General features: G+C 57.3%; 22 protein-coding genes. 15 read left to right on the top strand and 7 right to left on the bottom strand.

Annotated elements, in window-relative coordinates; translation table 11 throughout:
- Positions 1-14: 14 nt before the first annotated feature.
- Together motA and motB are read left to right on the top strand one after the other, a co-directional pair.
- Positions 15-866, top strand: coding sequence for a flagellar motor stator protein MotA (gene motA, locus AC0B60_RS07605; protein WP_465085143.1), 852 nt, complete (start codon positions 15-17; stop codon positions 864-866).
- A 29-nt stretch (positions 867-895) separates the two neighbouring features.
- On the top strand, positions 896-1,855 hold the full coding sequence (gene motB / locus AC0B60_RS07600) for a flagellar motor protein MotB (protein WP_465085142.1): 960 nt from the start codon (positions 896-898) through the stop codon (positions 1,853-1,855).
- Between the two features lie 6 nt (positions 1,856-1,861).
- Here the strand turns inward: motB and rsgA are convergent, their stop codons facing one another.
- Positions 1,862-2,917 carry a small ribosomal subunit biogenesis GTPase RsgA gene (rsgA, locus tag AC0B60_RS07595; RefSeq protein ID WP_465085141.1) on the bottom strand — a complete coding sequence of 352 codons (1,056 nt, stop codon included), beginning with the start codon at positions 2,915-2,917 and terminating at the stop codon, positions 1,862-1,864.
- Between the two features lie 116 nt (positions 2,918-3,033).
- Between rsgA and orn the strand changes: the two genes are divergently transcribed.
- Entirely contained in the window at positions 3,034-3,576 is a 543-nt protein-coding gene (gene orn, locus AC0B60_RS07590) for an oligoribonuclease (RefSeq protein WP_465085140.1), read from the top strand.
- Positions 3,577-3,593: 17 nt separating this feature from the next.
- On the opposite strand, the gene queG is transcribed toward orn, so the two are convergent.
- Positions 3,594-4,658, bottom strand: a complete 1,065-nt coding sequence (gene queG, locus AC0B60_RS07585) for a tRNA epoxyqueuosine(34) reductase QueG (RefSeq protein ID WP_465085139.1) — start codon at positions 4,656-4,658, stop codon at positions 3,594-3,596.
- 155 nt (positions 4,659-4,813) lie between these two features.
- Here queG and AC0B60_RS07580 point away from each other — a divergent pair, with 155 nt between their 5' ends.
- The 11 genes from AC0B60_RS07580 to AC0B60_RS07530 all read left to right on the top strand — a co-directional run bounded on the left by AC0B60_RS07580 (position 4,814) and on the right by AC0B60_RS07530 (position 17,865).
- Complete coding sequence (locus tag AC0B60_RS07580) at positions 4,814-6,385, top strand: NAD(P)H-hydrate dehydratase (protein ID WP_465085138.1); 1,572 nt, start codon at positions 4,814-4,816, stop codon at positions 6,383-6,385.
- Positions 6,385-6,885 carry a tRNA (adenosine(37)-N6)-threonylcarbamoyltransferase complex ATPase subunit type 1 TsaE gene (gene tsaE / locus AC0B60_RS07575; protein WP_465085181.1) on the top strand — a complete coding sequence of 167 codons (501 nt, stop codon included), beginning with the start codon at positions 6,385-6,387 and terminating at the stop codon, positions 6,883-6,885. The genes AC0B60_RS07580 and tsaE overlap by 1 nt, the downstream gene beginning before the upstream one ends.
- 82 nt (positions 6,886-6,967) lie before the next feature.
- Entirely contained in the window at positions 6,968-8,281 is a 1,314-nt protein-coding gene (locus AC0B60_RS07570; protein ID WP_465085180.1) for an N-acetylmuramoyl-L-alanine amidase, read from the top strand.
- Positions 8,282-8,300: 19 nt separating this feature from the next.
- Entirely contained in the window at positions 8,301-10,208 is a 1,908-nt protein-coding gene (gene mutL, locus AC0B60_RS07565; RefSeq protein WP_465085137.1) for a DNA mismatch repair endonuclease MutL, read from the top strand.
- Between the two features lie 7 nt (positions 10,209-10,215).
- Positions 10,216-11,259, top strand: coding sequence for a tRNA (adenosine(37)-N6)-dimethylallyltransferase MiaA (gene miaA / locus AC0B60_RS07560; RefSeq protein ID WP_465085136.1), 1,044 nt, complete (start codon positions 10,216-10,218; stop codon positions 11,257-11,259).
- A gap of 40 nt (positions 11,260-11,299) precedes the next feature.
- Entirely contained in the window at positions 11,300-11,548 is a 249-nt protein-coding gene (hfq, locus tag AC0B60_RS07555) for an RNA chaperone Hfq (RefSeq protein ID WP_007154829.1), read from the top strand.
- 119 nt (positions 11,549-11,667) lie between these two features.
- The gene (gene hflX / locus AC0B60_RS07550) at positions 11,668-12,966 is read left to right on the top strand and encodes a ribosome rescue GTPase HflX (protein ID WP_465085135.1); all 1,299 of its coding nucleotides are present in this window, start codon (positions 11,668-11,670) and stop codon (positions 12,964-12,966) included.
- A 78-nt stretch (positions 12,967-13,044) separates the two neighbouring features.
- On the top strand, positions 13,045-14,244 hold the full coding sequence (gene hflK, locus AC0B60_RS07545; RefSeq protein WP_465085134.1) for an FtsH protease activity modulator HflK: 1,200 nt from the start codon (positions 13,045-13,047) through the stop codon (positions 14,242-14,244).
- Positions 14,245-14,246: 2 nt separating this feature from the next.
- On the top strand, positions 14,247-15,122 hold the full coding sequence (hflC, locus tag AC0B60_RS07540; protein ID WP_465085179.1) for a protease modulator HflC: 876 nt from the start codon (positions 14,247-14,249) through the stop codon (positions 15,120-15,122).
- 183 nt (positions 15,123-15,305) lie between these two features.
- Complete coding sequence (locus AC0B60_RS07535; protein ID WP_465085133.1) at positions 15,306-16,487, top strand: ATP phosphoribosyltransferase regulatory subunit; 1,182 nt, start codon at positions 15,306-15,308, stop codon at positions 16,485-16,487.
- Between the two features lie 82 nt (positions 16,488-16,569).
- Entirely contained in the window at positions 16,570-17,865 is a 1,296-nt protein-coding gene (locus AC0B60_RS07530; RefSeq protein WP_465085132.1) for an adenylosuccinate synthase, read from the top strand.
- 23 nt (positions 17,866-17,888) lie between these two features.
- On the opposite strand, the gene cmoB is transcribed toward AC0B60_RS07530, so the two are convergent.
- Genes cmoB through AC0B60_RS07505 form a run of 5 tightly spaced genes read right to left on the bottom strand, consistent with a single transcriptional unit; the run spans position 17,889 to position 21,482 of the window.
- Positions 17,889-18,884, bottom strand: a complete 996-nt coding sequence (cmoB, locus tag AC0B60_RS07525) for a tRNA 5-methoxyuridine(34)/uridine 5-oxyacetic acid(34) synthase CmoB (protein WP_465085131.1) — start codon at positions 18,882-18,884, stop codon at positions 17,889-17,891.
- A gap of 11 nt (positions 18,885-18,895) precedes the next feature.
- Complete coding sequence (gene cmoA / locus AC0B60_RS07520) at positions 18,896-19,651, bottom strand: carboxy-S-adenosyl-L-methionine synthase CmoA (RefSeq protein WP_465085130.1); 756 nt, start codon at positions 19,649-19,651, stop codon at positions 18,896-18,898.
- Positions 19,644-20,015 carry a kinase gene (locus AC0B60_RS07515; RefSeq protein WP_465085129.1) on the bottom strand — a complete coding sequence of 124 codons (372 nt, stop codon included), beginning with the start codon at positions 20,013-20,015 and terminating at the stop codon, positions 19,644-19,646. Before AC0B60_RS07515 ends, cmoA begins: the two co-directional genes overlap by 8 nt.
- A 33-nt stretch (positions 20,016-20,048) precedes the next feature.
- On the bottom strand, positions 20,049-21,050 hold the full coding sequence (locus tag AC0B60_RS07510; RefSeq protein ID WP_465085128.1) for a serine/threonine protein kinase: 1,002 nt from the start codon (positions 21,048-21,050) through the stop codon (positions 20,049-20,051).
- A 9-nt stretch (positions 21,051-21,059) separates the two neighbouring features.
- Positions 21,060-21,482 (bottom strand): hypothetical protein, encoded by a 423-nt coding sequence (locus AC0B60_RS07505; protein WP_465085127.1) that lies wholly within the window; start codon positions 21,480-21,482, stop codon positions 21,060-21,062.
- Positions 21,483-21,627: 145 nt separating this feature from the next.
- On the opposite strand from AC0B60_RS07505, the gene AC0B60_RS07500 reads away from it, so the two are divergent.
- Positions 21,628-22,743 carry an NAD(P)/FAD-dependent oxidoreductase gene (locus tag AC0B60_RS07500; RefSeq protein WP_465085126.1) on the top strand — a complete coding sequence of 372 codons (1,116 nt, stop codon included), beginning with the start codon at positions 21,628-21,630 and terminating at the stop codon, positions 22,741-22,743.
- Positions 22,744-22,755: the final 12 nt, after the last annotated feature.

The raw sequence follows: 22,755 nt of genomic DNA, 5'->3' as shown, positions 1-22,755 counted from the left end.
TATGTTCTCAGTCCATGCTACTCATTATCGGTGCAGTCATTGTCATTGCCAGCGTCCTCGGGGGCTATGTCCTCCATGGTGGTAATCTTCTGGTGTTATGGCAGCCCACGGAAATACTCATTATCGGCGGCGCTGCAGTTGGGTCCTTTGTGATTGCCAACCCACTGCATACCATCAAGGAAGTGGGCAAAGGCGTTCTCAGCCAGTTGACGGGGTCTCCTTACAACAAGTCCTTTTACATGGATCTGCTCAGCCTGATGTACGAGGTTTTCGACAAATCCCGGAAGCAGGGTGTGATGGCCATCGAGGAAGACATCGACAATCCGGAATCAAGCCAGATCTTCAGCCGGTATCCGGCCATTATGAAGTCAAAGTACCTGCTGGCCTTCATTACCGACTATCTGAGGATCATAAGCTCTGGGAACATGGCAACCCATGAGCTCGAAGGCATGATGGAAAATGAGATCGAGAGTCGTCAGCATGAACTTGAAGAGCCGGCCCATGCTGTGAACAAAATTGCTGACGCGTTGCCCGGCCTGGGGATTGTTGCGGCGGTGCTGGGTATCGTCATTACCATGAACTTCCTGAGTGAAGGGCCGGAGAGGATTGGTCTGAGCGTGGCAGCGGCGCTGGTGGGCACTTTTCTTGGTATCTGGATGGGGTATGGTTTTGTTGGCCCTACCTCCATTGCCATGGAACACTCCGCCAAATATGAGATCAAGGCGTACGAGTGCGCCAAATCCGCGATTGTTGCCACAGTATCAGGCCAGGCGCCGCAAATGGCCATCGAGTTCGGCCGCAAGGCCCTACCGTCCGACAAACGGCCTGGATTCCAGGAATTGAACGACCACGTGCGTTCGAAATAGTCTGAGCAATAGCCGTCTGGAGCAGTTTCTTGGAAGAACAGCCGATCATCGTAAAGAGAAAGAAGAAGGTTGTAGCCGGGCACCATGGTGGTTCCTGGAAGGTGGCCTTTGCCGATTTTGCCACGGCCATGATGGCGTTTTTTCTCGTGCTCTGGCTCACCGCCACGGCGTCTCCGGAGCAGATTCGTGCCGTTGAGGGCTACTTCAAGGACCCAGTGGGATTCACGGAGGGGGGATCTCCCAATCCGGTGGATCTTGAGGGCAGTGCCTCCGTCATCAATGAAAGCAGTGAAGACATCGAGCGCAGCGATATCCAGATCGAAGACCAGGTCGTTGAGGAGCTGGCACAGACTCTGGAGCAACAGCAGATGGAAGAACTGTTCCAGGATCTGAAGGAGCGTATTGAGCAGAATGAAACCCTTCAGGAGTTCAAGGATCAGCTGCTGATCGATATCACCAGCGAAGGATTGCGTATCCAGATTGTTGACCGCTCTCAGCGCCCGATGTTTGACAGCGGTCGTGCCGAGCTCAAGTACTATTCTCAGGATCTTCTGTTTGAGCTTGCCAAGACGCTCAGTACGGTGAATAACAAGCTGAGCATTACCGGCCATACTGATTCCACGCCGTTTAGCGGTCGACCCGGTTATACCAACTGGGAATTGTCGGCGGACCGGGCCAATACGGCCCGCAGGGCGCTGGTTGCCGGTGGCGTAAGGCAGCAGCAGATTGGCCGTGTGGTCGGATTGAGCGATTCGGTGCTGTTTGATCAGAGTGACCCGCAGGCCCCGGTCAATCGCCGTATTTCGATCATTGTGATGAACAAGAAAACGGCACAAGGCATACAAAGCAATGCCGGCCAGTCGAATGTGCCACTGATCGACCTGACCGCGCCTTCGGAGGAAGAGCAGCAGGAAGCGATGAAGCGGCTGGAGGAAGGTGATTGGACTGAAGAAAAGGCGGAACCCAAACCCGGGGAGTTGAACTGGTAAGCCGATTCAATCGACTTTCAGTCCCCGTGACTGCTGTTCCGCCATATCCTGCAGAATACGGTTGAAGCTTTTCAGTCGCTCCGTGCTGATGCGGCCATCCTCGGCAGCCTGCGCAATGGCGCATCCGGGATCTCCCATATGTCTACAGTTGCGGAACTTGCAGTAGCCGATCAGGTCGCGGATCTCCCGAAAGCCGTACTCAATCTCTTGCGGCGTCATATGCCACAGTCCGAACTCCCGGATACCCGGTGAATCGATGAGATCGCCTCCGCAATTGAGATGAAAAAGCTTGGCGGTCGTCGTAGTGTGAACTCCTTTTCCGGTACTTTCCGATACGGCGGCTACCCGGATCGACGCTTCCGGCAACAATGTCTGGATGATGGACGATTTTCCAACCCCTGATTGACCCACGAATACGCTGGTCTGGCCCTTTACAAGGTCTTCCATCCGTACCGCCTGCTCGCCTTCGAGGGTTTTGGCAGAAGTGCGTTCTATGCGATACCCGAGCTTTTCGTAGCGTGCTAGCAGGCGGTCGATCGCTTCCCGATTCTGGTCAGTCACCAGGTCGGTCTTGTTAAGCAGAATGATGACCGGAATATCCGTGCTCTCAGCCGCCACCAGATATCGATCAATCAGGTTGTCATGGGGCTCCGGTTCAGGCGCGATCACCAGGATGATGTAGTCGATATTGGCGGCGACGGGTTTGAGTGCGCCGAAGTTGTCGGGCCGTTGCAGTAGGGTGTGACGGTCACACCGCGCCACAATGACGCCTGTATTGTCGCTGCCTGGGCGCCAGATCACCTTGTCGCCGGTTACCAGGCTGTCGATGTTCGCTCTCACGAAGCAGCGCAGCACCTTGCCGGTGTCTTCCCCCTCCAGGGCTTCCACGTCGAGTTGCTGGCCGTAGTGAGCGATAACAAGGCCTTGTTGCTCCGGGCCGAGATCACCAGCGTCCAGCTTTTCGCTGATGGATTCTTCTTTTTTTGCCGCCCGTGCAGCCCGCTCCTGCTGAATTTTCTTGATGCGCCACTGTTGCTGCTTGTTGAGTCGACGTTTTGCCATATCGTGGGTCGGTTAATTCCTGCTGGAGAATGGTGATTGCTGTAACATCATACGTGATTCATCCACAATGGGCAGGCCGTTGCCCGAATCATGAGTTAACCGCTGGAGACCACTGAATGCCAGAAGCCAACTATCTCGTTTGGATTGACCTGGAAATGACAGGCCTCGATCCGGAAAAGGAGCGGATCATTGAAATCGCGACCATCGTCACGGATTCCGACCTCAATACGATCGAAGAAGGGCCGGTGATCGCGGTGCACCAGTCCGATAAGCTGCTCAGCGAAATGGACGAATGGTGTACCCGCACTCACGGCGAGAGCGGGCTGACCCAGCGGGTGAAGGATAGCAAATACAGCGAAATCGATGCTGAGCAGAAAACCCTGGAATTTTTGCAGCGGTATCTGGAGCCGGGGCAGTCCCCGTTATGTGGCAATAGCATCGGCCAGGATCGTCGCTTCCTGGTGAAGTACATGCCCGAACTGGAGGCCTTCTTCCACTACCGCAACCTGGATGTGAGCACCATTAAAGAACTGGCCCGGCGCTGGCGGCCGGATGTGCTGGACGGAGTGAAGAAGAAAGGCAGCCACTTGGCTCTGGACGATATCCGCGACTCTATCAGCGAGCTGCGGCATTACCGGGAGCACTTTTTTCAACTGTAGGTCGCGGCGCTTTCAAACTATAAGCCGTGCCTGCGCAGGGCCCAGTGCACATGCTCCCGAACCATCTCTGACGGAAAATCGGCCCGCTGTTTAAGGGCCTCAATCACCGGGATTGTTGACGGAGCATTGCCCAGGCCCACCGCCAGGTTTCTTAGCCAGCCCTCGTAGCCGGTACGGCGGATAGCGGAGCCTTCGGTGCGTTTGAGGAATTGTTCCTCTGTCCAGAGGAACAGGGTGGCCAATTCGCTGTTATCCAGGCCATGGCGGGGCTGGAAATCTTTTTCCGCCGTTGGTTTGCTGAACTTATTCCAGGGGCAGACCAGTTGGCAGTCGTCACAGCCAAACACGCGATTGCCCATTTTGGGGCGCAGTTCTTCCGGAATACTGCCCTTCAGCTCGATGGTGAGGTAGCTGATGCACTTACGGGCGTCGAGTTTGTGAGGGCCTTCGAACGCATCTGTAGGGCATACATCCAAGCATGCGGCGCAGCTGCCACAATGTTCCTTTTCAAATGGTTCGTCCAGCGGTAATGGCGCGCTGGTGAAAATCTCGCCAAGGAAAAAGAACGACCCCGCTTTCGGATGAATCAGCATGTTGTTCTTGCCAATCCAGCCCAATCCCGCGCGCTGTGCCAAGGCTCTTTCGAGCACGGGTGCGCTGTCAACGAAGGCTCTGTAATCGTATCCAGATACCGCCTCGTCTATGCGCTTTGCCAGGGTTGCCAGTCGTTTTCGCATCAGCTTGTGATAATCACGCCCAGTGGCATAGCGGGTGACGTAGGCCTTTTCCGGGTTAGTGAGTATTCGCCCCGGGCTGTCGGGCGCGGGCAGGTAGTCGAGCCGTACGGAAATGACCCTTTGCGTCCCTTCCACCAGCGAGGTTGGGGTATAGCGTTTGTCGCCATGGTCTTCCATGTACGACATTTCACCGTGAAATCCTGCCCGCAGCCAATCCTTCAGGCGCTGTCCGTGGGCGCCAGTGTCCGGCAGGGTAATGCCGGCGTCGCTGAACCCCAGTTCCAGGGCCCAGGCTCGGATCTGTTCCGGTAGTTGGTTCAGGTTGTGATCGGTCGATTTGGTCATGAAATACCAGTCGAGTGGCGACCGGTTTTCCCGGTGGCGCGAACGGTAACGAAGTTTAATTTGATTAAGTTATGACCTTTTCCACTGTTTTGCTATTCTTTACAGGTATCTGGCCGTTTTTCTTAATCCGAATTCTTTAGCGGGAGCCGACTTTCATGCCCCTGTCTGGTGGTCACAGTTTACCAGAAGACCTCTACTCCGCCGATGCGGTGAGGGAGATTGATCGCTATGTGATTGATCAACAAGGGGTAGACGGGTTTGACCTTATGCAGGCAGCGGCCGCCGGTGCGTTTCGCAGGCTGGTGCGCAAGTGGCCTGAGCCGGGCAAGGTCCTGGTGCTTTGTGGTGCCGGTAACAACGGTGGTGACGGCTATCTGGTTGCGGCAAACGCGGTTCGTCATGGTTGGGACGTGGACTGTATAGCCGTTGCGTCGACGGGGAAGTTGTCAGGTGATGCCCACAAAGCCTGGCAAAAGTCCGTAGCTGATGGAGTAAAAGTGCGGGAATTTTCGGCTCTTGGCGATGGCGATGTGCAGCGGTCAATTGCCAGCGCCGGGTTAATCGTGGATGCCATGCTGGGAACCGGCGTAACGGGTGCTCCCAGAGAGCCCTTTGGGGCTGTGATCGACGCGTGCAATGAGGCGCCCGCGCCGATTATGGCGATTGATTTGCCGTCCGGGTTGAACGCAACCACCGGAGCGGTGGCCGGACAGGCGATACGGGCTGACGCAACGGTAACCTTTATTGGGCTCAAGGCAGGCCTGTTCACAGGGCAAGGGGCCGAGTGTGGGGGTGATATCCTGTTCGAGTCCCTGGATACCGATGACTGGGCCTCCGAGAGTGGTCAGCAGCCCTTGGCTACCCGGGTTGACTGGCCATCGATCCGTTCAGTCATTCCCAGGCGATCAAGAACCGCGCACAAAGGGCGTTTCGGGCATGTGCTCGTGGTGGCAGGGGACCGGGGTTTTGGTGGTGCCGGCCTATTGGCGGCTGAAGCAGCGGCAAGAAGCGGGGCTGGACTGGTTACCCTGGCCACGCGCCCGGAATACGTTTCACCTGCTCTCGCTCGTTGTCCATCGGTCATGGTGCAGGGGCTGATTCATGGTTCTGAACTGCCGCCGCTGATTGAGGCGGCGGATGTCATTGTTTGTGGTCCTGGCATCGGTCAGGGCGCCTGGGGGCAGCAGATGCTCCAGCAGGTCGTTGCGAGCGGTAAGCCACGAGTGCTCGATGCAGACGCGCTCAACCTGATGGCCTCAAGGGTGGCGCAGCCGGCAGACAATCATATCCTTACCCCGCATCCCGGAGAGGCGGCACGGCTTCTGGCGTGTGATGTGGTGGAAATTGAAGAGGATCGTGTAGGCGCTGCCGGGCGAATGTCTCAGATGTTTGGCGGAGTAGTGTTGCTTAAGGGTGCCGGCACGGTGGTGGCAGGTGGAGGCGCAGAGCCGGACGTCGTCAGCGGCAGCAATCCTGGCTTGGCGACCGGTGGTATGGGGGATGTTCTTTCGGGCGTACTGGGTAGTTTGTACGCCCAACTGAACGATGCCCGTGTTGCAGCGTCGGCAGGGGCTGCATTGCATCTGGCGGCGGCGGACCTTGCTTCGGAAACGCGCGGTTATATGGGGCTGCTGCCTATGGACGTTATTGAGGCCCTGTCACAGGTATTGGTGGATTTTGAGCGTCAGCCGAATCGTCGTTCGGTTGGCGTCGGTGGGGAGGAATGATGGACGTTGCAGCGCGGGAGCTCTCACTGTTTCTAGAAGATGAGGCGGCAACGGAAAATCTTGGAAGGGTGCTCGCTAGGGCTGTGGTTCAGGCGGGTCACAGAGCCATGGTGTTTCTCGAGGGCAACCTGGGTACGGGAAAGACAACTCTGAGCCGTGGAGTTATGCGTGGCCTTGGCCACGAAGGGGCTGTTAAAAGCCCGACGTATACCATTGTGGAGCCGTACGAGCACCTGAGCCCTCCCGCTTACCACTTCGACCTGTACAGGTTGGGGGATCCGGAGGAGCTGGAATACATGGGTATACGTGATTACTTTCAGGGCCAGAGCCTTTGTTTGATTGAGTGGCCCGAACGGGGTCAGGGAATCCTTCCGGATTCTGACCTTTGGATACGTTTGAGTGTCAGTGGAGATGGGCGCAAAGCGCTGGTCTCGGCGGCAACGGCTGTGGGCGTGGAGCTACAGGCCAGGCTTGCCGCAATACCATTGTCGAGTCATTGAGGTTAATTATGTGTGATCAGTGCAGGTGGACAGGAAGATGATGGCAAGAATGTTCTCCAGATGGTGTCAGGCCGGTGTTGTAATGCTGGCTCTGTTGTCTCCTATGGCAACCATGGCGGGCGTTAACGTGGAAGGCGTGAGGATCTGGCCTGCGCCGGACCATACCCGACTGGTACTGGATGTCGCCGACAAGGTTGGTCACAAAGTGTTTGCCCTGTCCGGACCTTCGCGCCTGGTGATTGACCTCGAGAACACGACGCTCAAGGCCGATTTTGACAAGCTCGATCTCTCGGGCAGCCCCGTGCAACGTATTCGAAGCGCCCCGCGCAACGGTAATGACCTCCGGGTGGTTCTGGATTTGAAGAGTGACATCAAGCCTCGCAGCTTTCAGCTCGAACCCAATCAGCAGTATGGTCACCGGCTGGTCGTGGATCTGATCGACGAGGGCGGCCTGAAGGCCCGAAAGCCCTCTGAGCCAACGGTCACCGAGAACACCAACGGCAAGCGGGACATTATCGTGGTGGTTGATGCCGGCCACGGCGGCGAGGACCCGGGCGCGATAGGCCCCCGTGGCACCCGTGAAAAAGACGTGGTGCTGAGAATGTCAAAAACCCTGGCGGACCTGATTGATGCCAAACCCGGGTATACCGCCAAACTCACCCGTACGGGCGACTACTATATCGATCTTCGTAGCCGAACGTTACTGGCCAGAAAACACAATGCCGACCTGTTCGTATCTGTTCATGCGGACGCTTTCCGCACGCCACAACCCCGTGGCGCTTCGGTGTTTGCGTTGTCGCAGCGGGGCGCCACCAGTGAAACCGCCCGTTGGCTGGCGAAGACCGAGAACCGTTCTGACTTGATTGGCGGCGCCGGTGGGGTGTCCCTTGACGGTCGGGATGACATGCTGGCCGGCGTGCTGCTGGATCTATCCATGACCGCCAGTATCAATTCCAGCCTGGGTGTCGGGGACTCCATCCTCGGAAGGCTTGGTAGTGTCGCCAAGCTTCACAAAAAAGGTGTTGAGCAGGCCGCGTTTGCAGTCTTGAAGTCGCCGGATATTCCTTCTGTTCTTGTCGAGGCGGGATTCATCTCGAATCCCAAGGAAGAGCAGAATCTCTCCAGCGCCTGGTACCGTGAAAAGCTATCCCAGGCAGTATTTCGGGGCATCGATGACTACTTCCAGAAAACGCCCCCGCCGGGCACTTTATTGGCTTGGCAGAAGCAGAACGGCCGCGGCGATGGCAGCGTCAGTCAGTACCGGATTCGCCGGGGTGATACGCTCTCGGGCGTCGCTCGGGAAAATCAGACAACCGTCAGCGAGCTGATGCAGTATAACGGCCTCAATGATGACCGTGTTATGGTAGGGCAAACCATTCGTATTCCTGCATCCTGACACGAGGTCCCCTGGTAACATGCCCTCCATTCGATTACTGACGCCCCGCCTGGCAAACCAGATTGCTGCCGGTGAGGTGGTTGAGCGCCCGGCTTCGGTCGTGAAAGAACTGGTAGAAAACGCGCTTGATGCCGGCGCTCGCCGGGTCGATATCGAGGTGGAGCAGGGGGGAGTAAAACTGATCCGGGTGCGTGATGACGGCGTCGGCATTGATGAGTCGGATCTGCCCCTTGCGCTCAGTCGTCATGCCACCAGCAAGATTGAAGATCTTGAAGATCTTGAAGCGGTGGCTTCCCTGGGGTTCCGGGGGGAGGCCCTGGCCAGTATCAGTTCGGTTTCCAGGCTGGCGCTGACATCACGCACAGAGCGTCAGGAGGCGGCCTCCAGGGTGGAAGTGGAAGGGCGCGACATGGACGCCAGCATTTCCCCGGCTGCCCATCCGGTGGGCACAACGGTGGAAGTTCGGGACCTGTTCTTCAATACCCCGGCTCGCCGCAAGTTTCTCCGCACTGAAAAGACCGAGTTCAACCATGTTGAAGAATGCATTCGCCGCCAGGCTCTGAGCCGTTTCGATACCGGGTTTACGCTTCGACATAACCAGCGCGTGGTCCAGAGCCTCAGGCCGGCGGAGAATCCGCTGGACCGGGAGCGGCGGATCGGGTCCCTCTGTGGTCAGCAGTTTATCGACAATGCCGTTATAATCGACGCCGAGGCCACGGGTCTTAAACTGTGGGGATGGGTCGCCTTGCCCACTTTCTCCCGCAGTCAGGCGGATCTGCAATACTTTTTCGTCAATGGGCGGGTGATACGGGATCGGTTGGTGGCTCATGCCGTACGTCAGGCATACCGGGATGTGCTTTACAACAACCGTCACCCGGCATTCGTGCTGTATCTGGAGGTTGATCCGGCGAACGTGGACGTGAATGTTCACCCTACCAAGCACGAAGTGCGTTTCCGCGATGGGCGCCTGGTTCACGATTTCATTTTCCGGACGCTCCATAAGGCCCTGGCGGATGTGCGCCCGGATGATCATCTTAAGGGCGCGGTAGCCCAGTCCCATGGTCGGGAAGCTGGCACGGCATCTGGTGGTTTTGGTGTTCAGGCTGCCATGCCCGGGGTCAATCACCAGCCCGCCTCGGATCCATATTCAAATCCCGGCAGTTCGCAGCATGCCGGTTTTTCCTGGAATCCGAGACCTCCGCAGCATGATTGGCATGCCCGCGATCAGATGGCGTTTTATCAGTCCCTGAATGAAGGCGGTGGAACCGGCACGCAGACAGCGATGTCCGAATCCGGTGATTTGGCGGTTGCCGAGCCTACGCCGCCGCAGGACGGCAGCGATGAGCCGCCCCTTGGCTACGCCATTGCCCAGCTGCACGGAATCTATATCCTTGCCCAGAGTCGCCAGGGCATGATCGTGGTGGATATGCATGCTGCTCATGAACGCATTACCTATGAGCGTATGAAGCGTGCGCTGGACGCTCAGGATCTGAAGAGTCAGCCGCTGCTGGTGCCGGTCTCCCTGGCTGTCAGCCAGAAAGAGGCGGCATTGGCGGAAACTCATGGTGAAGAGCTTTTGCTGTTGGGATTGCGGGTGGAGCGTATCGGCCCTGAAACCCTCGCCGTGAGGCAGGTGCCCGCACTGTTGCGGGGTGCAGACACCGAACAACTGGTTAGGGATGTGCTGTCGGATCTGATTGAGAACGGCGAAAGCGACCGTGTTGAGGCGGTAACACACGAATTGCTTGGCACCATGGCGTGTCACGGTTCTGTCCGTGCCAATCGACAGCTGACCATTCCGGAAATGAACACCCTGTTACGGGATATGGAAGCCACTGAGCGCAGCGGTCAGTGTAACCATGGCCGGCCCACCTGGACCGTGGTCACCCTGTCCGAGCTGGACAAATTGTTCCTGCGTGGGCGTTAGCGCCGGTATGACGGTATCACCCGCTAAAGGCGCAAAGCCCCTTGCCATATGCCTGATGGGTCCGACTGCCTCGGGCAAGACCGATCTGGCCATCGAGCTCTGCCAGAAACTGCCTTGCGACATCATCAGCGTTGATTCGGCGATGATTTACCGAGGTATGGACATTGGGACCGCCAAGCCCTCGCAAGAGGAACTCTCCCAGGCGCCACACCGGTTAATTGATATCTGTGACCCGGCGGAAACGTATTCAGCAGCGGACTTTCGCCGAGATGCCCTGCGTGAAATGAACGACATTACGTCAGCGGGACGGATTCCATTATTGGTGGGTGGCACCATGATGTACTTCAAGGCTTTGCTGCATGGTATGTCCGACCTGCCGTCTGCTGATCCGGGCGTCAGAGAAACGCTTGAAAAGGAAGCCAGGGAGCGAGGCTGGGGTGCCCTCTACCAGGAGCTGGAACGACGGGACCCGGTGGCGGCCAGGCTCATTCATCAGAATAACCGACAGCGACTCATTCGGGCACTTGAGGTGATTCGTCTGACGGGGCGGCCGATTTCCTCAATATGGCAGGACAAGGCGAGTAGAGGGCAGGTAGAAAATGGCCAGAACAGTGGGGGCATTGAGGATTACACCTATTTCACCCAATGGCAGGCAGACGAATCGCCGTCTCTTCCGTATACTGTAGTGCAGCTTGCGATGGCTCCCGCCGAAAGGCGGATACTCCACGAAAGAATAGCTCTGCGTTTCAATGCCATGCTGGATGCAGGCTTTCTTGATGAGGTCAGGGCGCTGATGGCCAGGGGTGACTTGAGTACTGGCTTGCCTTCCATGCGTTGTGTCGGATATCGCCAGGGCTGGGCCCATCTCGCCGGTGATTATGATTATGACACCATGGTGGACAAGGGCGTTGCCGCTACCCGGCAACTTGCCAAGCGACAGCTGACCTGGTTGCGAAAGTGGTCCGACGTGGACTGGTTGGACAGTGGCGACAAACTTATATCAGACACTGCCTTGAAAATTATTGAATTTCGCACCACATTTAACAATTGAAGTTGACGATCTGCCTTTACTTATAAACAGGAGAATACACATGTCAAAAGGGCACTCTCTACAAGACCCTTACCTTAATGCATTACGCAAGGAACGCATTCCGGTTTCCATCTTTCTGGTCAATGGTATCAAGCTTCAGGGCCAGATCGAGTCTTTTGACCAGTTCGTGATTTTGCTGAAAAACACTGTCAGCCAGATGGTCTACAAGCATGCTATTTCCACTGTGGTGCCCGCGCGGAATGTTCGTATCCCGCCACAGGCCCCAGGCGGAGAAGAATCTGAAGATTGATTTATCCGGTAACACCGGTGTTGTCACCCGCGCTCCCGAAGGGCCTGAATAGGCTCCGAGGGCCGCGGGTGTTTGTTTTGGTAACAGGTGCAGCCTGACTGACTTGGAGTTGTTACTACTTGTTTGAGCGTCCCGACGTTGGTGAACGGGCGATTCTCGTTCATATCGAGTTTTCCTCACACGAAGAAGCTGAGGATCTGGGTGAGTTCCGTGAACTGGTCTGGTCCGCCGGCGTCGAGCCCGTCGGTGTTGTAACTGGTTCACGCAAGCAGCCCAGTCCGAGATTGTTTGTTGGCGAGGGGAAGCTGGAAGAGATTCGCGATGCGGTGACCGCCAACGAAGCGGATGTGGTGCTTTTCAATCATGCACTCAGCCCCAGTCAGGAACGAAACATCGAGCGCGAACTGAGATGTCGTGTGCTCGACCGCACCGGCGTTATTCTGGACATCTTTGCTCAGCGGGCTCGTACCCATGAAGGTAAGCTCCAGGTAGAGTTGGCTCAACTCGAGCATATGTCGACCCGCCTCATTCGGGGCTGGACGCACCTGGAGCGCCAGAAAGGTGGTATCGGCCTGCGTGGCCCAGGTGAAACCCAGCTAGAGACTGATCGGCGGTTGCTGCGGGAGCGTATCAAGGCCATTCATCGCCGCCTTGAAAAAGTCCGCAAACAGCGCAACCAGGGGCGCCGGGCCCGGATGCGCGCGGATATTCCAACCGTCTCACTGGTGGGGTATACCAACGCGGGCAAGTCCACGTTGTTTAACCGAATAACAACATCAACCGTTTATGCGGCGGATCAGCTCTTTGCGACCCTGGATCCAACATTGAGGCGCCTGGAACTTCCGGACATTGGCCCGGTCGTAATGGCCGACACGGTCGGCTTTATCCGTCACCTTCCCCACAAATTGGTTGAAGCCTTCCGTGCCACCCTGGAAGAAACCACAGAAGCCTCTATTTTGCTTCACATAATCGACTGCCACGATCACCGGCGTGACGAGAACATGGAGCAGGTGGAAGAGGTGCTGGCAGAGATTGGTGCCGATGAGATTCCGGTGCTGCAAGTGTTCAACAAGATCGACCTGTTGGATAATTTCCAGCCACGGGTTGAGCGCAACGAAGACGGTGTTCCCGTGCGTGTCTGGGTTTCTGCGGTAACCGGGGAAGGGCTTGAAGGCCTGTTCGATACCATTGTTGAGCGATTAGCAGAAGATGTTATCCATCAGTTCGTGCTGCTGGGGCCAACGGATGGCAAGTTGCGGGCGCTTTTGCATGAAGCGGGCTCTGTCGTGACAGAAAGCCACCGCAATAGCGGAGATTCGGTGCTGGAAGTTCGTCTGCAGCATCGTGACTGGTTACAGCTTTTGAGCCGCGCTGGCGTGCGCGAAAATGATGTAAGGCTTGAAGAACAACGTACATAGGCCGGCTGTGCTATTGCCGGGGCGCTTATAAATCCCTAGTATTTGCAGCCATTCGATTAGTTTGGAACGGAGAACACTATGGCCTGGAATGAACCGGGTGGAAATCGCAACGACAATGACCCTTGGGGTACCGGTGGCGGTCGTGGCGGAAATGATCAGGGCCCACCGGACCTGGACGAGGCGCTGAAAAAGGGTCTCGACAAGCTCAATCGCTTGCTGGGTGGCAAGGGCAATAAGTCCGGAGGCAATGGCGGCAGCTCATCCTCGGGCGGTGGTGCCGGCGGCTTCGGTGCCATCCTTGCGCTGGCGGCAATTATTTTTGCCGGATACGTCATTTTTCAGTCGTTCTACACCGTGAACGAACAGGAGCGCGCGGTCGTGTTGCGCTTCGGCGAGTTCAGTCGTACCGAAACGCCTGGCCTGCGTTTCAAGGTTCCGTTGATCGATAGCGTGCATCTGGTCAGAGTGACCAACGTACGGAACGCCGAATCCACGGGACAGATGTTGACGCAGGATGAAAATCTCGTCTCCGTTGACCTTCAGGTTCAGTATCGTGTTGGTGATGCTAAGTCTTACGTGCTGAACGTCCGTGATTCCAACCAGGCGCTGGCCTTTGCTACTGACAGTGCTTTGCGTCACGAAGTTGGTAGCTCGACTCTCGATGACGTGTTGACAGAAGGTCGTGCGGAGCTGGCCGTTCGCGTTGAGCAGCGCCTTCAGAGTTTCCTTGAAGAATACGGTACTGGCCTGACCATTGTTCGTGTGAACGTCGAGAGCACCCAGCCGCCCGACGCGGTGCAGGATGCCTTCCGTGAAGTGCAGCGCGCCCGTGAGGACGAGCAGCAGGTTAAGGAAGAGGCGGAAACCTACCGTAATAAGGTGGTCCCTGAGGCCCGTGGCCGGGCACAACGCCTGACCGAAGAAGCGGCGGCCTACAAGGAAGAGGTTATTGAGCGTGCCCGTGGTGAGACCTCGCGCTTCCTGGCGGTTCTCGATGTGTATCAGACCGCCCCGGAAGTCACTCGCGAGCGTATGTATATCCAGGCGCTTGAAGGGGTTCTGTCAAATACCAGCAAAGTGCTGGTGGACACCCAGAGTAGCGACAATATGATGTATCTGCCTCTGGACAAGCTGACCAACCGCTCTGGCACCAATACTGGTAACCAGAACCGTTCTGGCGGCGCCGGCAGTGGTGATATCGACATCAAGACCTTGTCAGACCAAGTGATTCAGGAGCTGCGTGGCAGGCAGGATACTGGCGTTCGGAGGAGCAGATAATGTTGGGACCCAAAAGTATTGTAGGCCTTGCTGGTGCCCTGATTGTCGTACTCGTTACGCTCTCCAGTGTGTACATTATTCCGGAAACCCACCGGGGTGTGCTGCTTCGGTTTGGTGAGCTGATCGAAACAGACATCAAAGCGGGTATTCATTTCAAGGTGCCGGTGATTGATCAGGTGCGCGAGTTCGATATCCGCCTGCTGACTACCGACCTTCCGTCGCGTCAGTATCTGACCATCGAGAAGAAGCCCCTTGATGTGGACTCCTACATCGCCTGGAAGATTCGCGACGTGGACCAGTTCTACCGTGCCACCGGCGGTGACGAGTATCGCGCCTCCGAGCTGCTGCTGTCCCGGGTGGACAACGGCTTGCGGGATGAGTTCGGTGTTCGGACCATGGTCGAGGTTGTTTCCGGCCAGCGCGACGAGCTGATGCATACCCTGCGTGACCGGGTGAACGAAACGTCGCTCAAGGAATTTGGCATTGAAGTGGTGGATATCCGCGTCAAGGCCATTGAATTCCCGGGGCAGGTAAGCCAGAACGTTTATCGTCGAATGGCCACGGAGCGTGAGAAGCTGGCACAGGAGTTCCGCTCTCGCGGTCGCGAGTTGGCTGAGGGTATCCGTGCGGATGCTGATCGCCAGCGCACCGTTATTCTGGCGGAAGCCTTTGCCAAGGCAGAGGAAATGCGCGGTGAAGGCGATGGGCAGGCCGCTCAGATCTACGCCGATGCGTACGGTTCTAATAGCGAGTTCTATAGCTTCTATCGCAGTCTGGAAGCCTATCAGAATACCTTCGCCAACGAAGACGACATCATGGTCATCGACACCGATAGCGACTTCCTGAAGTTCCTGAAGGACCCTCAGGGCAACCGCTAACCACGACGGTGGCAACGACAAAACCGGAATACCTCGGTATTCCGGTTTTTTTGTGCCTGCCAACAGTGTAAAATTCTGCCGGTTTTGGTTCGGGTTTTTATCTTTCCCCGAGCATCGCCCTAAATCCTGTGCACTCTCGTGGCAAGAGTTTCCGCCCCGGGACAGAACGGACAACCGAATCTCATGACAGTATCTGATCGCTGGCTACTGCCGGATGGCGTGGAAGACATTCTTCCGCCACTGGCTGGACAGATTGAATCCCTGCGCCGGGATGTAATGGATACCTGCCAGCGTTGGGGTTACCAGCTGGTTATCCCGCCGTTGATTGAATACCTCGAGTCGCTATTCACCGGGACCGGCCACGACCTGGAGCTCCAGACCTTCAAGCTGACCGACCAGCTGACTGGCCGGATGATGGGGCTGCGTGCGGACATGACTCCACAGGCGGCGCGCATTGACGCCCATACCCTCGGCCAGGAAGGTATCACAAGGCTGTGTTATGCCGGGCACGTGCTCCATACCCGGCCACGCCATATGCTGACGGGGCGCACGCCCATTCAGGCTGGTTGCGAGTTGTTCGGCAGTGCCTCCGAATCGGCGGATCTGGAAGTGATCAGCCTTATGCTTGAAACCCTGCGGGTGTCGGGTTTGCCCCGGATCCATCTGGATCTCGCCCATGTCGCGATCTACGAGACGTTGGTGGGAGAAGCAGGGTTTGATCGAGATACCGGCGCGGCAATCTTTGATGCCATGGCCCGTAAATCGGTGCCGGAACTGGATGAACTGCTTGGCGGGTGCCCACGTGGTTCCGCTGGAGGCATGCTCAGGGAGCTGGCCAGAGTCAGTGGTGGAAAGGAAGCCCTGCGTGAGGCGAAACGCATTCTTGAGGGTGCGCCGGAACCGCTTCGTCAGGCATTGGATCAACTGGATCGAGTGGCGGACATGCTGGCGGCTAGCTTTCCAGAAGTAAGCTTCGGGTTCGATTTTTGTGAGCTTCGTGGATACAACTATCACACCGGGTTGGTGTTCGCGGCCTATGTGCCAGGGCACGGCGACGCAGTTGCCAAGGGTGGCCGCTACGATGCCATTGGCAGTGATTTCGGCCGCGCCCGTCCGGCGACGGGGTTCAGTCTTGATATTCGTGCGCTGGTCTCGCTTGGCCAGCGAGCCGGCCGCGCCGGAAAAGCAATATGGGCGCCAGCCACCGAAGACCCTGCGCTGGATGGTGTGATTTCCGGCCTGCGGATGACGGAGACGGTTATCCGCGCCCTGCCGGAAGACGAAGGCGTTGATCCAGGCTCGCGCAATTGCGACCGTGCCCTGGTGAAGCGTGACGGCCAGTGGGTCGTGGAGCAGCTGGACTGATGACCTTTGGGGTCGGACCACTCATTTACAGGTAAACCTGCGGGCACCCCGTCGTTTGTCGAGGCCGCATTGAGAGAGAGTTATGGGTAAAAACGTTGTAGTGCTGGGCACCCAATGGGGTGATGAAGGAAAAGGCAAGATTGTTGATCTGCTGACCGATAAGGTTGCGGCGGTAGTGCGCTTTCAGGGCGGCCATAATGCCGGCCATACCCTGGTTATTGAAGGCAAGAAAACCGCTCTTCATCTGATTCCGTCTGGCATTCTTCGCCAGAATGTCCAGTGCTTGATCGGTAACGGCGTCGTGCTCTCTCCGGAAGCGTTGCTGAAGGAAGTCCGCGAACTCGAAGGCAATGGGGTTGCTGTGCGCGAACGCCTGAAGATCAGTCTGGCGTGCCCGGTCATCCTCAAGACCCACGTTCGTATTGATCAGGCGCGCGAGCGGGCGCGAGGTGTCGACAAGATTGGTACCACCGGTCGCGGTATTGGACCGGCCTACGAAGATAAGGTATCTCGCCGTGGGGTTCGCGTTGGGGACTTGTGTGATCCGAAAAGCTTTAAAGAAAAGCTCCAGGAAATCATGTCCTATCATAACTTCGTGCTGACTGAGTACTTCAAGGAAGAGCCCGAAAACATTGATCAGGCGTTTTCCGAGCTGATGTCCATGGGGGAGGAAATTCTACCCATGTCTGCCGACGTCACGGATATTCTCCATGACCTTCGCAAGCGCGGCGAACACATCCTCTTTGAAGGTGCGCAAGGGTCGCTGCTGGACATTGATCTGGGTACCTATCCATACGTCACCTCATCCAATACCACGGCCGGCGGCACTGCGACCGGGTCCGGTTTCGGACCGCTGTTCCTGGATTACGTGCTGGGGATCACCAAGGCTTACACGACCCGTGTGGGTTCAGGTCCGTTCCCAACCGAGCTGTTTGATGATATGGGCCATCACCTGGCGGTCAAGGGTAACGAGATTGGCACCACTACCGGGCGTTCACGCCGTTGTGGCTGGTTTGATGCGGTTGCACTGCGTCATGCCATCCAGATTAACAGTGTATCCGGTATCTGCCTGACCAAGCTGGACGTGCTCGATGGTATGGACACGGTGAAGGTGTGCATTGGCTACAAAACGCCAAACGGCGAGATTACCCGCCCGCCGATCGGTTGCGATACCTACAAGGACATCGAGCCGGTGTACGCAGAGCTTCCGGGTTGGCAGGAGAGCACAGTAGGTCTGACTGGCCTGGACCAGTTACCGGAGAATGCCAGGGCCTATATCCGTTTCCTGGAAGAGCAGATCGAGGCACCAATCGATATCATTTCCACCGGTCCTGACCGGGTAGAGACGGTCATTCTCCGCCACCCCTTCGGCGAATAATCCCCGGGTTGTCGCGAGCAGCTTCAGGGCTTGTCCGCGACAACCGTCGCCCTTTTCGGGCCCGGATAACCTTCCGCGGTCTTCGTTGGGTCGTTCGGGTCGAGAAAGTCCTGCAGCGACTGGAATCGCATCCAGTCGGTGCTGCGTTGTTCCTCAATCGTGGTTTCAGTCACGTCCACCACGCGAGCGTTGCGGAAACCGGTGCGGTCCAGCCAGCGTAGCAACGTGTCGCAGCTGGGCAGGAACCAGACGTTACGCATCCGACCGTATCGATCCTCCGGCATCAGGCTGTAGCCCTCTGGCCCGTCCGCTATCAGCGTTTCCAGTACCAGTTCCCCGCCGGGGCGGAGTGTGTCCTTTAGTTCCAGTAGGTGATCCAGTGGTGAGCGCCGGTGGTAAAGCACGCCCATAGAGAAGGTGGTGTCGAACGCTTCCAGCTTTGGCGGCAGATCCTCCACGCGCACAGGGAGCAGATCAATGCGCTGCTCCTGGCCTGCATACTGTTTGACGCTGAGAAACTGGAACAGGAATAACAGCCCCGGGTCGATGCCAATCACCCTGCCGGCCCCCTCGCCCAGCATACGCCAGCAGTGATACCCCGAGCCGCAACCGACATCCAGTATCTGCCGACCACTCAGATCTGACAGGTAGGGCGCGACCCGGTCCCATTTCCAGTCGGAACGCCATTCGGTGTCGATATGGGTGCCGAAAAAGTCAAACGGGCCCTTGCGCCAGGGCATCAGCCCTCGCAGCCCCTCTTCAAGCTGAGCACGGCCTTCCATTGAAAGGGGCTGGCCGCAACTTAGGGTAACGGCTGACCGGTTCATATCCGCATTTACGTCAGGAATGTCGGGTAACGTACCCAGCGCCTGCATCCAGCGCGCAACATCACCGTGGGGGTTGTCTTCAAAGCGTTTTCGCAACTGTAGCTGCAACTGCTTACGCCAGTGATCGAGGCCACGGCTATCGAGGTCGTCAAGCAGCGAGGCAAAGCACCCCTGCCAGTCGAAGGTCGTCATGAAAACTCCGTTCAGTGCGATTTAATGGCGAGCATGGAGACAAAATTGAAACACTGGTACCAAACCATTACCTGACTGAATCCCGCGCTCATCAGTCTTTCCCGGTGTTCGGCCAGGGTTTCGGGGATCAGCACCTGCTCCAGAGCGGAGCGTTTTTGGCTGATCTCCAGGTCGGAATAGCCGTTAGCCCGCTTGAATTCGTGGTGGAGTTGCGTTTGTGTTGATTGCTCGGTATCGGATTCGAAGCGGATTTTCTCGGACAGAATCAATACGCCGCCGGGCAAGGTGGCATTGGCAATACGGCTCATCAGTTCTGCGCGCCGGTCTGGCGCCACAAACTGTAGCGTGAAGTTCAGAGTGGTGACAGAAGCGTTCTCAATCGGTGTGTCGAGAATGTCTTCGCACCGCAGAGAAACCGGCAATGGGTGGTCATCCAGGGCGATGTAGTGCTCGCAGCGTTCAATCATGGCAGCGGAGTTGTCTACCCCAATAAGCGCACAGTCGCGGTCGCCAATACCGTGACGCATGGCCAGCGTTGAGGCACCGAGGGAGCAGCCGAGATCATAGCAGTGGCTGCCCGGGCGGGCGTATTGTTCGGTGATTACTTCAATCATCGGAATGATCGTGGTGTAACCCGGCACCGAGCGCCGGATCATGTCCGGGAACACCCGCGCTACCGACGTATCAAACCGGAACTCCCCGGTTTCCCGCTCGTTGGCGAACAGACGGTCCAGCGCCTGGCCCGGTTTCTTGTTCCTGTCAGCCATTGTCTGCTGGCTCCTGGCCCTCATGGACAGGCCTGTCGTGTGCGGGTGTCGGGCCTCGGCTGCAGCGTACGCCCCGGTTCTTGTAATCAACGAGGATGCCCCTGAAATCCGGGTCCACATCGGCGGCGATGGCCAGGTACCCCTGTTCACAGACAGCGTGAAGCTCCGATGATTTGGGCGACATGCGGAACTCTTCACCAGGTTTGATGTGAACGGCCTCGAATTCGCCCACGGGTACATGATCCTTGTTGTCGGCATGATCAATTCGTCCGCTGGCCTCCAAGGCCACAATGGTGACGATGATGGTGGCAATGGCAGTGACAATCAGGCTGCGGGCGGTAAATCGGGCCTCACTCTGGCTCATCGGTTGGTCTCCGGTCTGTCGGTAATAGCGGCCTTAATATTGGCCGGGTACATGAATGGAAGGGGCCTGTAGCGCCGCCAGTTGTTCCCGAAGTGACAGGATCTGGTCGGACCAGAAACGCGGCTGGGCAAACCAGGGGAAGAAACGCGGGAAGGCGGGGTCGTCCCAGCGTTTGGCCAGCCAGGTGCAGTGGGAAATCTGCCGGAAACAGCGCATGGGCTCTATCAGGTGCCGCTCGCGACGATTGAAATCGCGGAACATCTCGTAGCCTTCCAGCAACTCGCCAAATTGCTGGCCGCGTTCAACGTCATCGCCGTTCAGCAACAGCCAGAGATCCTGAATGGCCGGTCCGGTGCGGCAATCGTCCAGGTCGACAAACAGCATCTGCTCCTCGCGACAGAGAATGTTGCCGGCGTGGCAGTCACCGTGAATTCTCAGGGAATGCACCTCGCCAGCGTCGTCGATCCGACGGGCGCAATGGTCTACAAGATCGGGGATCAGCGAGTCCCACGCAGGTCGGAGGTCGTCCGGAATCCAGCGGTTTTCCGTAAGGAATTGATGGTTTTCCTCAATGCCTGAAAGAATCGACATGACCGGGCGATGGTTGAAATGGTCAGTGTCACCAATATTGTGGAGCTGGCCCAGCCATTGGCCAAGACGGTACAGAGTGTCTGCCACGCTGGTGTCGGGGGCTTGCCCGCCCCGCTGCTGAAACACCGCAAAAAGAAAATCTCCACAGCGGCCTAGAGTATCGCCAGAGGGCATAGTCATGGGCGCCACGACCGGAATATCCGCGTTGAGCAACTGACCGGTAAACTGATGTTCTTCCCGGATTTGGGCTTCGCTCCAGCGCCCCGGACGGTAAAACTTGGCGATGACTGGCGGCTGGTCTTCAATGCCAATCTGGTAAACGCGGTTTTCGTAGCTGTTGAGAGCAAATAGACGTCCACTGACCACAAATCTGGCGTCTTCCAAGGCATCGAGAATGGTATCGGGTGTAAGGGCGTCGTAAGGATGACTGGAGGTTTCGGTCATAAATAAGGTTTAGTATCTCGAATTCTGTTGGGACTGCATGCTGGCGAGGTGATACCAGTTTTCGTCCAGTTCCCATCGCACCCGATCAATGCCAGACGCGCTGAGGACGATGTTGCCAGCCTTGGCCTGGACCTGGGCCAATTCTCGCTCGGCCCGTTGCCAGTCACGATCATTGTCTCCCAGGTTACGCATGCTCGGAAAAATGGTGGTGAGTGCTTCGTGTGTCGAGGTTTCATGGGAACGCAGTGAGCTCATGATGGCGGTCCCTCCTTCAACCCTGAGAACCCGATGCTGATAAGGGTAGTTGGCCACCATTTCATCGGCCTTGAGCGCCTGGTTCAGGCTGATGACTTCAAAGCCTCGCCAACCAAGCCAGCCAACAAATATGGCCGCCACCAGCATTACAATAATAAACTGCTTCCTGTCAGACATCGGTTCCCTGCTCCGTGCACTCAATTCACGGCCAAGTATAACGTTTCGGGGGCGACACCGTAATGCGATTCGGGCTTTTTAGCCACCGAGCGTGTTGGTGATGCTGACAATCGATCGAAAGACCATAGGGGTGACTTCAAAGCAGATGACGAATAGAGACACATTACAGGCAGATACTGTGGTAATCGGTGCAGGTGTTGTTGGTCTCGCGGTGGCCAGAACGCTGGCCATGCAGGGCAGGGACGTGCTGGTGTTGGAGTCCGGAGCCCACTTTGGCGAGGGTTTGTCATCCCGCAACAGAGAGGTTATCCATGCTGGCATCTATTATCCCGAGGACTCCCTCAAGGCACGGCTGTGTGTTCGTGGTCGCCGGATGTTGTATGAGTACTGCCAGATGCGTGGCATCGACCACCGCAGAACCGGTAAGTGGATTGTTGCCAATGGCGCGTCGCAGGTGGAGAGGCTCGAGACTATCGCGGGCCAGGCTCTTTGTAATGGTGTCCCGCTCCAGAGGGTAACCCGCAGGGCCTTACAGGCATCGCTGCCGGACGTTACCGCCCAGGAGGCGCTGTATTCACCGGAAACTGGCATCGTCGATAGTCACGGTGTGATGCTGTCGTTGTTGGGAGAGCTGGAGGATCACGGCGGTCAGTTGGTTCGTCAGGCGCCGCTGGAGCTAGCGGTGACCGGGGATGCAGAGCATCGGTTGTGGGTTGGAGGGCAGGCGCCCTGCGAACTCAGGGCGCAACGGGTGGTGAACGCAGCCGGGCTGGGCGCGGTGCCGCTGGCGACGAACTGGAAGGGTGTGCCAGCCGGTATTGCGCCCCGCCAGTGGCTGGCCCGTGGTGTCTATTTCAGTTATACCGGCGCCCACCCCTTTCAATCGTTGGTCTATCCGATTCCTGAACCGGGTGGCCTCGGTGTTCACCTGACTCTCGATTTAGCTGGTCAGGCGCGGTTCGGGCCGGACGTCGAATGGATAGAACGGGTGGACTTCTCGGTTGACCCCGGTCGGGCAAGGTCGTTTGCTGAGAGTATTCGCCGTTGGTGGCCAGCATTGGACGAGTCCCGCCTGCAGCCCGCCTATGCTGGCATTCGTCCCAAGCTTGCTGGCCCGGATGGTGGGTTTGCGGATTTCCGGATCGCCGGAGAACGTCGGCACGGCGTTGCCGGACTGGTGCACCTGTTCGGCATTGAGTCGCCGGGATTAACGGCTGCTTTGCCCATTGCGGATGAAGTGGCAGGGCAGCTCGCCGACTAATGCGTTTACATG

It is taken from the genome of Marinobacter sp. V34, assembly GCF_055524115.1.
This window is presented reverse-complemented; position numbering and strand designations above follow the sequence as displayed.

Coding starts and splice junctions, on each gene's coding strand:
- cmoB (WP_465085131.1), bottom strand. CDS start 18,884: ATGACGACCTTCGACTGGCAGGGGTGCTTTGCCTCGCTGCTTGACGAC.
- motA (WP_465085143.1), top strand. CDS start 15: ATGCTACTCATTATCGGTGCAGTCATTGTCATTGCCAGCGTCCTCGGG.
- AC0B60_RS07535 (WP_465085133.1), top strand. CDS start 15,306: ATGACAGTATCTGATCGCTGGCTACTGCCGGATGGCGTGGAAGACATT.
- orn (WP_465085140.1), top strand. CDS start 3,034: ATGCCAGAAGCCAACTATCTCGTTTGGATTGACCTGGAAATGACAGGC.
- tsaE (WP_465085181.1), top strand. CDS start 6,385: ATGGACGTTGCAGCGCGGGAGCTCTCACTGTTTCTAGAAGATGAGGCG.
- AC0B60_RS07580 (WP_465085138.1), top strand. CDS start 4,814: ATGCCCCTGTCTGGTGGTCACAGTTTACCAGAAGACCTCTACTCCGCC.
- AC0B60_RS07515 (WP_465085129.1), bottom strand. CDS start 20,015: ATGAGCCAGAGTGAGGCCCGATTTACCGCCCGCAGCCTGATTGTCACT.
- AC0B60_RS07530 (WP_465085132.1), top strand. CDS start 16,570: ATGGGTAAAAACGTTGTAGTGCTGGGCACCCAATGGGGTGATGAAGGA.
- miaA (WP_465085136.1), top strand. CDS start 10,216: ATGACGGTATCACCCGCTAAAGGCGCAAAGCCCCTTGCCATATGCCTG.
- hflK (WP_465085134.1), top strand. CDS start 13,045: ATGGCCTGGAATGAACCGGGTGGAAATCGCAACGACAATGACCCTTGG.
- cmoA (WP_465085130.1), bottom strand. CDS start 19,651: ATGGCTGACAGGAACAAGAAACCGGGCCAGGCGCTGGACCGTCTGTTC.
- mutL (WP_465085137.1), top strand. CDS start 8,301: ATGCCCTCCATTCGATTACTGACGCCCCGCCTGGCAAACCAGATTGCT.
- AC0B60_RS07510 (WP_465085128.1), bottom strand. CDS start 21,050: ATGACCGAAACCTCCAGTCATCCTTACGACGCCCTTACACCCGATACC.
- AC0B60_RS07570 (WP_465085180.1), top strand. CDS start 6,968: ATGCTGGCTCTGTTGTCTCCTATGGCAACCATGGCGGGCGTTAACGTG.
- rsgA (WP_465085141.1), bottom strand. CDS start 2,917: ATGGCAAAACGTCGACTCAACAAGCAGCAACAGTGGCGCATCAAGAAA.
- queG (WP_465085139.1), bottom strand. CDS start 4,658: ATGACCAAATCGACCGATCACAACCTGAACCAACTACCGGAACAGATC.
- AC0B60_RS07505 (WP_465085127.1), bottom strand. CDS start 21,482: ATGTCTGACAGGAAGCAGTTTATTATTGTAATGCTGGTGGCGGCCATA.
- hfq (WP_007154829.1), top strand. CDS start 11,300: ATGTCAAAAGGGCACTCTCTACAAGACCCTTACCTTAATGCATTACGC.
- AC0B60_RS07500 (WP_465085126.1), top strand. CDS start 21,628: ATGACGAATAGAGACACATTACAGGCAGATACTGTGGTAATCGGTGCA.